The following is a 9,182-nucleotide window of genomic DNA, read 5'->3' as shown; positions in this document are numbered from 1 at the left end:
GTACGCCAATGGCCACGTTACTTGATGGAAAACGGGTCTGGGCAGAAAAGAATCTGAACCAGATTTAATCTGACAGACACCTGTATAAATAACCGGTAACTGTCAGATCAGGTCTGAGCTAGTACACATCAATGCCCCACTTCAGCAATTCCCGCGCCCGTTCCGGGCTGTTTACGGTATAAACCAAAACGCGTAAGCCAGCGTCTCTGAGTTCAGCGATGCGCGTCTGATCCACGACTTTGTGATTAATATGGATCGATACACAATCCAGCGCGGCGGTTTTTTCTTTCCACTGCTCATCCCAACTGTGCAGCAGCAATCCGCGCGGTAGCTCCGGTTGCGCCTGCATCGCGGCGTTTAATGCTTCCCATGAGAAGGAGGAAAGCAGCGGCGCGGTTTGACCTTGCCACAGCTGCGCTGTCGCCTGCGCCACGGCGCGGCCCGTTGCAATTTCACTGCCGGTGGTCGGTTTAATTTCGATGTTAGCCATCATTTGATGCTGACGACAACGCGCGGCGACGTCTTCCAGACGCGCCAGCGGTTCGCCAGTGAAATCGTTACCGAACCAGCCGCCTGCATCCAGTTGCGCCAGCTTTTCCCACGGCAGTTCCCCCGCGACGCCCCAGCCGTTACTGGTGCGATCGAGCGTATCGTCATGCAACAGAAAAATTTGCATATCGCTCGATAATTTGGCATCAAATTCAATCATTTGATGACCATATTCAGCGCCAACATCAATCGCCGCCAGGGTATTTTCCGGTGCCAGTTTGCCACCGCCGCGATGCGCAACGATATGCGGGTAAGGCCAGTTATATTGACTCATTCCAGACGTTTTCCATGAGTTGAATCGAAGAAGTGTAACGCATCTGCTGGCAGATGCAGCCACAGCGTGCTGCCTGCCTGCGGTCGTTCACTGTGGGGTAAACGCACCACCAAACGCGTTTCGCCAATACGTCCGTGCGCAAGGTTATCCGCGCCCAGCATCTCCAGCGTTTCAACCCGCATTGGGATGCCATGCTGCTCGCGGCTGCTGATTCGGACATGTTCAGGACGAATGCCGAGCGTCACCGGACGATTCGCCCATTCTGCCTTATGCTCACTTAGCGGTAACGCATAAGAAGAATTAAGACTGAAGCGCGTGCCGTCGCTGTTGATCTGTCCAGCCAGCAGATTCATCGCTGGCGAACCGATAAATGAGGCAACAAACTGGCTGGCGGGTCGTTCATAGACTTCTACCGGCGTACCAGTCTGCTCGACTCTGCCTTTATTCATTACCATCACCCGCTGCGCCAGCGTCATGGCTTCAACCTGATCGTGAGTAACGTACAAGCTGGTTGTTTGCAGGCGACGATGCAGCTGTTGCAGCTCCAGCCGCATCTGCACACGCAGCCGGGCATCAAGGTTAGAAAGCGGTTCATCAAACAGAAAGACGGCGGGTTCACGCACGATGGCGCGCCCCATCGCCACGCGCTGACGCTGACCGCCAGAAAGCTCGCGCGGTCGTCGGCTCAGCAAATGCTCCAGCTCAAGACTACGCGCTGCCTCTGCGACGCGCTGACGGATCTGCGCTTTGCCCATGCCGCGAATTTTCAGGCCATATGCCATGTTCTCTTCCACCGACATGTGAGGATAGAGCGCATAATTTTGAAACACCATTGCAATACCACGATCTTTCGGTTCTTCATGGGTGACACGTCTGTCGCCGATATAAATATCGCCAGTCGTGACGCGCTCCAGCCCGGCCACCATACGCAGTAGCGTAGATTTACCGCAGCCGGACGGGCCAACCATCACCATAAACTCACCCTCATTCACCGTGATATTCAGCGGTTGGATGATCTGATTTTTTCCATCGTAGGATTTTGTGACCGCCTGAAGCGTTACGCCTGCCATATTTTATTTCTCACTCTCAACCAGGCCACGCACAAAAGCACGCTGCATGACGAATACCACCAATACCGGTGGGATCAGGGTTAATAACATTGCTGTCATCACTTCGTTCCACTGAGTCGGCGAGCCGCTGGTTGAGATCATGCTTTTGATCCCCGCCACCGCCGTGCCTAAGCTGGCGTCATTGATGATCAGCAGCGGCCAGAGATATTGATTCCAGCCGTAGATAAACGTGATGACGAACAACGCCGCGAGATTGGTTTTGGACAGCGGCAGCACAATGTCCCAGAAAAAACGCATCGGACTGGCGCCGTCAATACACGCCGCTTCGACCAGTTCATCGGGTAATGACAGAAAGAACTGACGAAACAGAAAGGTCGCGGTAGCCGACGCCATTAAGGGCAAGGTTAAGCCGCTGTAGCTGTCGAGCATGTTCAGGTCAGCAATGACCTGCACCGTGGGGAAAATGCGTACTTCAACCGGTAACATCAGAGTAATGAAAATCAGCCAGAAGAACAGCGAACGCAGCGGGAAGCGAAACCACACCAGAGCAAATGCCGAAAGCATCGACACCACGATTTTTCCACAGGTAATTCCCAGCGCCATGATCATGCTGTTAAGCAACATGATGCCGAAGGCCGGGCCACTGCCATTTATGCCCTGCGTCCAGATGCGCGTCAGGTTTTCCCATAAATGCGTACCGGGAATCAACGTCATTGGCACCTGATATACCGCATCGGTATCCAGCGTGGCGGCCACAAGCGCCACATACAGCGGAAACAGAATGATCAGCACACCGAGCACTAAAACAAGGTGGCTGACGATGTCCAGCCCGCGCCGGTTCTCAATCATTGATATTGCACCTTACGTTCTACAAAACGGAACTGAACCACCGTCAGGCCGATCACCAGCAGCATCAGTACCACCGATTGCGCCGCCGAAGAGGAAAGATCCAGACCGGTAAAACCTTCCCGGTAAATTTTATAGATCAGGGTGGTGGTGGCCTGAACCGGACCGCCGCCTGTCGCCGCATCGATCACCGGGAAGGTGTCAAAGAAGGCGTAGATGAGATTCACCACCAGCAGAAAGAAGCTCACCGGGGTAATCAGCGGTAGCGATAAATTGAAGAAGCGGCGCACCGGACCGGCGCCATCAATCGCTGCGGCTTCTGTCAGCGATTTAGGAATGGATTGCAGCGCGGCAAAAAAGAACAAAAAGTTGTAGCTCATTTGCTGCCAGATTGAGGCCAGCACAATCAGAAACATCGCCTGACCGCTGTTTTGCGCGTAGTTCCAGTTATAACCAAGCTGGTTCAGCAAATAACTAAACAGGCCGAGGCCAGGGTTAAACAAAAACATCCATAACACCGCCGCCACCGCAGGCGCTACCGCATACGGCAGCAACAGTAGCGTTTGATACAGCTTGCGTAAGCGAACCACATAATCGACAAGCGCCGCCAGCAGCAGTGAAAACGCCATGCCACATACCGTGACTAACCCGCTGAATTTTAACGTCGTCCAGAACGACGCCAGATAATATTCATCGTCCAACAGGCGTCTGAAATTATCCAGCCCGACAAACGTGCTGGAAATACCAAATGGATCAAGGGATTGCAGTGAATACCACAGCGCTTCTCCGGCAGGCCAGAGAAAGAAAACAGCGGTGATCAACAGTTGCGGTAGCACCAAAAGATAGGGCAACAGGCTGGTGCGAAAGACCGGACGAGATGAGGACATAGCGTACTCTGCGTAAGGGGAATAAGGGCCGGGCGATACCGGCCTGAAAGTAATTACTTAACCTGTTGCTCAAAGCGACGCAGCAACGCATTACCGCGCTGCACGGCATTATCCAGTGCGCTTTGCGGCGACTGTTTGCCGGTCCAGACCCCTTCCAGTTCTTCGTCAATGAGGGTGCGAATTTGCGGCATATTGCCCAGACGTATACCTCTGGTGAACGGCAACGGTGGCTTGTTCAGCATCTGGCGGGTAGCAATATCCGCGCCGGGATTTTTATCATAGAAGCCCTGCTTCTTGCTCAGCTCATACGCGGCGGTAGTCACGGGCAGATAACCGGTTTTTTGATGCCATTCTGCGGCGATTTCCGGCTGCGCCAGGAACTTCATGAACTCCGCGACCCCTTTGTAGGTATTGGCATCTTTACCCTTCATCACCCACAGACTGGCCCCCCCGATGATGGCGTTTTGCGGCGCGTCAGGTACGGTGTCGTCATACGGCATCATCCCCACGCCGAAGTTGAATTTTGCGTAGTGACGAATATCGGCAAGTGAACCGGAGGACGCCGTGGTGATAGCGCAATCGCCATTATAGAATTTGGCGGTAGATTCATCTTTTCGTCCAAAATAGGTGAAATCACCTTTTTTGTTCATCGCTTCCAGCATCTGAATGTGGCGAACCTGAACCGGCTTATTGAATTCCAGTACCGCATCGGTGCCATCGAATCCATTGTTTTTGGTGGCGACGGGCAGTGCGTGCCACGCACTAAAGTTTTCAATTTGAATCCAGCCCTGCCAGCCACTGGCGTAGCCGCAACTGATGCCCGCCTGATGCAAAGCATCGGCATCTTTCGCCAGTTCCTGCCAGGTTTTTGGCGGGTGGTCAGGGTCCAGCCCCGCTTTTTTGAAGGCGTCTTTGTTGTAGTACAGCACTGGCGTAGAGCTGTTAAACGGTTGTGAAATCAGATGGCCGTTTGCGTCACTGTAATAACCGGAAACGGTGGGAACAAACTGCTTTTCATCAAACGCGATTCCCGCGTCATGAAAAATCTGATGCACTGGCACAATGGCTTTCGATGCCATCATGGTCGCAGTACCCACTTCGTACACCTGCAAAATGGCCGGTGCTTTACCGGTACGTACCGCTGCAATACCTGCGGCCAGGCTCTGCTCGTAGTTACCTTTGTAGGTTGGCACAATTTTATAATCGGGGTGAGTCTGGTTAAAACGTTGCGCCAGAGAGTCAACTTCTTTGCCTAATTCACCTTCCATTGAATGCCAGAAAGGAATTTCAGTGGCGGCGAGCGCATGACCACTGAGCATCAGGCCCAGCACCGCACTCATCAGGCTACGACGAAAAGTAAACACGGACATATTATTTTCCTGTGCAGGTAGGTACGCATGAAATCACGCCTTTCTGTTCGCGAAGTAACATGACACGGGAAAATGACGGATAAATAACAGATGAATGACAGGAAAGTTACAGCAGGATTTCAGCACTTAAACAGAAGATGACGGATAGCCATCGCAGCGACCTGCGGCGGCACAAGCAGATTGCAGATGGACAGCGCACAGCCACCGAAGCGTACATGCGTACGAGAGGATGGCGAACCCTGGCCAACCGCAATCTGACCAGCCAGATCAGGTGCCGAGATAAGCGCTGCGCACGGCCTCATTAGCCAGCAACGCATCGCCGCTATCTTCCAGCACTACGCGGCCATTTTCCAGTACGTAGCCGCGATCGGCCAGTTTCAGCGCCTGGTTAGCATTCTGCTCAACAAGGAAAATCGTCATCCCTTCGCTGCGTAGCTGCTCAATGGTGTCGAAAATTTGCTGAATAATAATGGGGGCCAGACCCAGCGATGGCTCATCCAGCAATAACAGGCGCGGCTGACTCATCAAGGCGCGCCCAATCGCCAGCATCTGCTGCTCACCCCCGGACATGGTGCCTGCGCGCTGTGCCTTGCGCTCATCCAGACGCGGGAACAGCTCACAGACGCGTCTGATGCGTTCCTGATATTGCTGGCGGCTGGCAAAGAATCCTCCCATTGCCAGGTTCTCTTCTACCGTCATGCGTGTAAAGACGCGGCGGCCTTCCGGCACAATCGCTATCGCTTCACGCATAATACGTGCGGTTTGCCAGTCAGTGATGGTTTTGCCGTCAAAGGTTATTGCCCCCTGGGTAGCGCGCGGTTCGCCGCAAAGCGTTCCCAGCAAGGTGGTTTTACCCGCGCCGTTCGCCCCAATGAGCGTGACGATTTCACCCTGATGAATATAAAGGCTGACGTTATGCAGCGCCTGGATTTTGCCATAATGTGCGCTGACATTTTCAATGGTTAACATCGGGTTGGCCATCTTACGCCTCTCCTAAATAGGCTCGGATCACGTCCGGGTTATGTCGAATTTCTTCCGGCGTGCCGTTAGCTAAAGGCGTCCCCTGGTTCACCACATAAATACGGTCGGAGATCCCCATGACCAACTTCATATCGTGCTCAATCAACAATACTGTCACCTTATGTTCGCCACGCAATTCGGCAATTAATTCGTCCAGCTCATGGGTTTCTTTTGGATTCAGGCCCGCCGCCGGTTCGTCCAGCATTAAAATCTCCGGGCGCGTCACCATGCAGCGTGCGATTTCCAGACGACGCTGCTGACCATACGCAAGATTTCCTGCCTGGCGGTTCGCCAGTTCAAGCAGCCCCACGCGCTCCAGCCAGATGGCCGCGCGATCCAGTGCTTCACTTTCGCTGCGGCGAAAGGCCGGCGTTTTTAACAGCCCGGAAAACACGCCGCTTTTCAGATGCTGATGCTGCGCCACCAGCAGGTTTTCAATCACCGTCATTTCCCGAAACAGCCGCACATGCTGGAAAGTGCGCACAATGCCCATGCGCGCAATCTTCTGGCCCGACAACCCCTCCAGATGCTGATCGCGCAGCCTGATACTACCACCGGTCGGTTTGTAAAAGCCGGTCAGGCAGTTGAACACTGTGGTTTTGCCCGCACCATTCGGTCCAATCAGTGAAACGATTTCTTGCGGATGCAGCGCCAGCGCTACGTTATTTACGGCTAACAAGCCGCCGAAGCGCATCATCAGGCCCTCAACCGCTAATAAAGGCTGACTCATGCCTGCTCTCCTTGTTTACCTGGTTTTAGCTTCAGGTGAGGGCGTTTCATCGGCAGCAAACCTTGTGGACGCCAAACCATCATCAGCACCATCAATCCACCCAGTACCAGCATGCTGTATTCATTGAGATCGCGCATGAGTTCACGCGAGACCACCAGCAGGATGGCGGCAAGAATGACCGCAAACTGTGATCCCATTCCGCCCAATACCACAATCGCCAGCACAAAGGCCGATTCGACGAAAGTAAAAGATTCCGGGCTGACAAAGCCCTGACGCGCGGCAAACAGGCTACCCGCGAAACCGGCAAAGGCAGCGCTGATAGTAAAAGCGGTCAGTTTGATGCGCGTGGGGCTTAAGCCCAGCGAGCGGCAGGCAATTTCATCTTCGCGCAGCGCTTCCCAGGCCCGACCCAGTGGCATACGCAGCAGACGATTGATGACGAAGAGCGTCAGCACTACCAGCAACAGCGCCACCAGATAAAGGAAAATAATCCGGTCACTGGGATCGTATTTAAGGCCAAAGAAATGGTGGAAAGTATCCCAGCCGCCATCGTGTGGGCTGCGGTTGAATTCCAGGCCGAAAAGCGTCGGTTTCGGGATTTGGCTGATGCCATTCGGGCCGCCGGTTATCTCCGTATTATTGAGTAGCAGGATGCGGACAATTTCACCAAAACCAAGCGTCACAATCGCCAGATAATCTCCACGCAGACGCAGCACCGGAAAGCCGAGCAGCAAACCAAACAGCGCGGCAACCATGCCCGCCAGCGGCAGACACTGCCAAAAACCGAGACCATAATAGTGATTAAGCAGCGCAAAGGTATAAGCGCCAATGGCATAAAAACCACCATAACCCAGCACCAGCAGGCCAGAAAGGCCAACCACCACGTTCAGACCCAGGCCGAGCATCACATAGATTAGTGTCATGGTGGCAATATCGACAGTGCCGCGCGAGACCAAAAACGGCCAGGCAACCGCAGCCAGAATGATCGCCGCCATCACCAGTTTTTGCTTCAGTGTGGAACCGTCAATACCCGGCAACACCAGCGCAGGCAACGACACTTTTTTCATACCGCTTTGCCACACCGGACGCAGCAGCTGGAATATAAACACCACCACGCAGGCAACGGCAATCCATTCCCAACGCACGCTTCCGGCGTTCTGTACCACCAGGCGGGTGCCGTCCAGATTCAGGCGCAGCCCCATAAAAAAGGTTGCCAGAACCAGCATCATCAGCGCAGAGATAAGCGCATTAACCAGGGCGTTCTTCATACTTTTTCAACCTCCGGGCGGCCCAGAATCCCGGTTGGCATAACCAGCAGCACCACAATCAATAGCGCAAAGGAGACCACGTCTTTATATTCCGTGCTGAGATAAGCGGAGGTCAGCGCTTCGGCGATGCCGAGCACCAGCCCACCAATCATCGCGCCGGGAATGCTGCCAATGCCGCCTAACACCGCGGCGGTAAAGGCTTTCATTCCGGCCATAAATCCGATAAATGGATTAATCACGCCATAAAACTGACCGAGCAGCACGCCCGCTACCGCCGCCATCGCCGCCCCAATAATGAATGTCAGCGAAATCACACGGTCGGTATTAATTCCCAGCAGGCTGGCCATTTTCAGGTCTTCAGCACAGGCGCGACAGGCGCGCCCCATGCGCGAATAACGGATGAACAGCGTTAACGCCAGCATCGCGAGGAAGGTGACCAACCAGATCACAATCTGCATTGCGGAGAGCGTGGCAGCAAAGCCGTTGCTTTCACCCAGCGTCCACTGTCCGGTTACCAGGCCTGGCAGCGCGAGGTCGCGCGACCCCTGGGTCAGACTGACGTAGTTTTGCAGGAAGATCGACATGCCGATGGCAGTGATCAGCGCAATCAGTCGCTTTGAGGAACGCACCGGCTTATACGCCACGCGCTCAATGCTCCAGCCATAAGCGCTGGAAATAATCACCGCCATCACAAAACCGGCGGCGATCATCAGCCATGTGGTATCAATGCCCATCATCATCAGGGCAGCAATAGCGATAAAGGAGACATAGCTACCGATCATATAAACCTCGCCGTGAGCGAAGTTAATCATGCCAATGATGCCGTAAACCATGGTGTAGCCGATAGCAATCAGCGCGTAAGTGCTACCGAGGGTAACACCGTTAAATAGCTGCTGAAGGAAATAGAGGAACTGCTCGGACATAGAATGTACCTTAAAAAAACGTCCGTGAACTGAATCCGTTACCGTGAATTCTGGAAAGCTTCACCAAAAGAAAAGCCGGTTTGATAAGAGCGGCCGTACAGCCGCCCTCTGAACTTATTTTGTACTAGCTCAGACCTGATCTGACAGTTACCGGTTATTTATACAGGTGTCTGTCAGATTAAATCTGGTTCAGATTCTTTTCTGCCCAGACCCGTTTTCCATCAAGTAACGTGGCCATTGGCGTA

9 protein-coding genes are annotated in these 9,182 nt (G+C 53.7%); all 9 read right to left on the bottom strand.

Annotation, left to right across the window (positions count from 1 at the left end):
* Positions 1-118: 118 nt before the first annotated feature.
* The 9 genes from ugpQ to livH all read right to left on the bottom strand — a co-directional run bounded on the left by ugpQ (position 119) and on the right by livH (position 8,937).
* Positions 119-823 carry a glycerophosphodiester phosphodiesterase gene (gene ugpQ, locus QRY16_RS21015; protein ID WP_289777936.1) on the bottom strand — a complete coding sequence of 235 codons (705 nt, stop codon included), beginning with the start codon at positions 821-823 and terminating at the stop codon, positions 119-121.
* The gene (locus tag QRY16_RS21010; protein WP_289777935.1) at positions 820-1,893 is read right to left on the bottom strand and encodes a sn-glycerol-3-phosphate import ATP-binding protein UgpC; all 1,074 of its coding nucleotides are present in this window, start codon (positions 1,891-1,893) and stop codon (positions 820-822) included. The genes ugpQ and QRY16_RS21010 overlap by 4 nt, the downstream gene beginning before the upstream one ends.
* Positions 1,894-1,896: 3 nt before the next feature.
* Positions 1,897-2,742, bottom strand: coding sequence for a sn-glycerol-3-phosphate ABC transporter permease UgpE (gene ugpE / locus QRY16_RS21005; RefSeq protein ID WP_289777934.1), 846 nt, complete (start codon positions 2,740-2,742; stop codon positions 1,897-1,899).
* Complete coding sequence (gene ugpA / locus QRY16_RS21000) at positions 2,739-3,626, bottom strand: sn-glycerol-3-phosphate ABC transporter permease UgpA (protein ID WP_289777933.1); 888 nt, start codon at positions 3,624-3,626, stop codon at positions 2,739-2,741. The genes ugpE and ugpA overlap by 4 nt, the downstream gene beginning before the upstream one ends.
* Before the next feature lie 53 nt (positions 3,627-3,679).
* Positions 3,680-4,996 carry a sn-glycerol-3-phosphate ABC transporter substrate-binding protein UgpB gene (gene ugpB, locus QRY16_RS20995; protein WP_289777932.1) on the bottom strand — a complete coding sequence of 439 codons (1,317 nt, stop codon included), beginning with the start codon at positions 4,994-4,996 and terminating at the stop codon, positions 3,680-3,682.
* 267 nt (positions 4,997-5,263) lie between these two features.
* The gene (gene livF / locus QRY16_RS20990) at positions 5,264-5,977 is read right to left on the bottom strand and encodes a high-affinity branched-chain amino acid ABC transporter ATP-binding protein LivF (protein ID WP_193404401.1); all 714 of its coding nucleotides are present in this window, start codon (positions 5,975-5,977) and stop codon (positions 5,264-5,266) included.
* A 1-nt stretch (position 5,978) separates the two neighbouring features.
* Complete coding sequence (gene livG / locus QRY16_RS20985) at positions 5,979-6,746, bottom strand: high-affinity branched-chain amino acid ABC transporter ATP-binding protein LivG (protein ID WP_193404400.1); 768 nt, start codon at positions 6,744-6,746, stop codon at positions 5,979-5,981.
* Positions 6,743-8,014: a high-affinity branched-chain amino acid ABC transporter permease LivM gene (locus tag QRY16_RS20980; RefSeq protein WP_289777931.1), complete on the bottom strand. Its 1,272-nt coding sequence runs from the start codon at positions 8,012-8,014 to the stop codon at positions 6,743-6,745. The genes livG and QRY16_RS20980 overlap by 4 nt, the downstream gene beginning before the upstream one ends.
* Positions 8,011-8,937: a high-affinity branched-chain amino acid ABC transporter permease LivH gene (gene livH / locus QRY16_RS20975; RefSeq protein WP_289777930.1), complete on the bottom strand. Its 927-nt coding sequence runs from the start codon at positions 8,935-8,937 to the stop codon at positions 8,011-8,013. The genes QRY16_RS20980 and livH overlap by 4 nt, the downstream gene beginning before the upstream one ends.
* Positions 8,938-9,182 lie beyond the last annotated feature (245 nt).

The organism is Mixta mediterraneensis (assembly GCF_030283135.1).
GTDB lineage: Bacteria > Pseudomonadota > Gammaproteobacteria > Enterobacterales > Enterobacteriaceae > Pantoea > Pantoea mediterraneensis.
The sequence above is the reverse complement of the archived record's forward strand: the minus strand, read 5'-3'. Positions and strand labels throughout refer to the sequence as shown.

What these genes read in the sequence shown, in the direction of transcription:
- ugpQ (WP_289777936.1), bottom strand. Translation starts at nt 823, where the DNA reads ATGAGTCAATATAACTGGCCTTACCCGCATATCGTTGCGCATCGCGGC.
- QRY16_RS21010 (WP_289777935.1), bottom strand. Translation starts at nt 1,893, where the DNA reads ATGGCAGGCGTAACGCTTCAGGCGGTCACAAAATCCTACGATGGAAAA.
- ugpE (WP_289777934.1), bottom strand. Translation starts at nt 2,742, where the DNA reads ATGATTGAGAACCGGCGCGGGCTGGACATCGTCAGCCACCTTGTTTTA.
- ugpA (WP_289777933.1), bottom strand. Translation starts at nt 3,626, where the DNA reads ATGTCCTCATCTCGTCCGGTCTTTCGCACCAGCCTGTTGCCCTATCTT.
- ugpB (WP_289777932.1), bottom strand. Translation starts at nt 4,996, where the DNA reads ATGTCCGTGTTTACTTTTCGTCGTAGCCTGATGAGTGCGGTGCTGGGC.
- livF (WP_193404401.1), bottom strand. Translation starts at nt 5,977, where the DNA reads ATGGCCAACCCGATGTTAACCATTGAAAATGTCAGCGCACATTATGGC.
- livG (WP_193404400.1), bottom strand. Translation starts at nt 6,746, where the DNA reads ATGAGTCAGCCTTTATTAGCGGTTGAGGGCCTGATGATGCGCTTCGGC.
- QRY16_RS20980 (WP_289777931.1), bottom strand. Translation starts at nt 8,014, where the DNA reads ATGAAGAACGCCCTGGTTAATGCGCTTATCTCTGCGCTGATGATGCTG.
- livH (WP_289777930.1), bottom strand. Translation starts at nt 8,937, where the DNA reads ATGTCCGAGCAGTTCCTCTATTTCCTTCAGCAGCTATTTAACGGTGTT.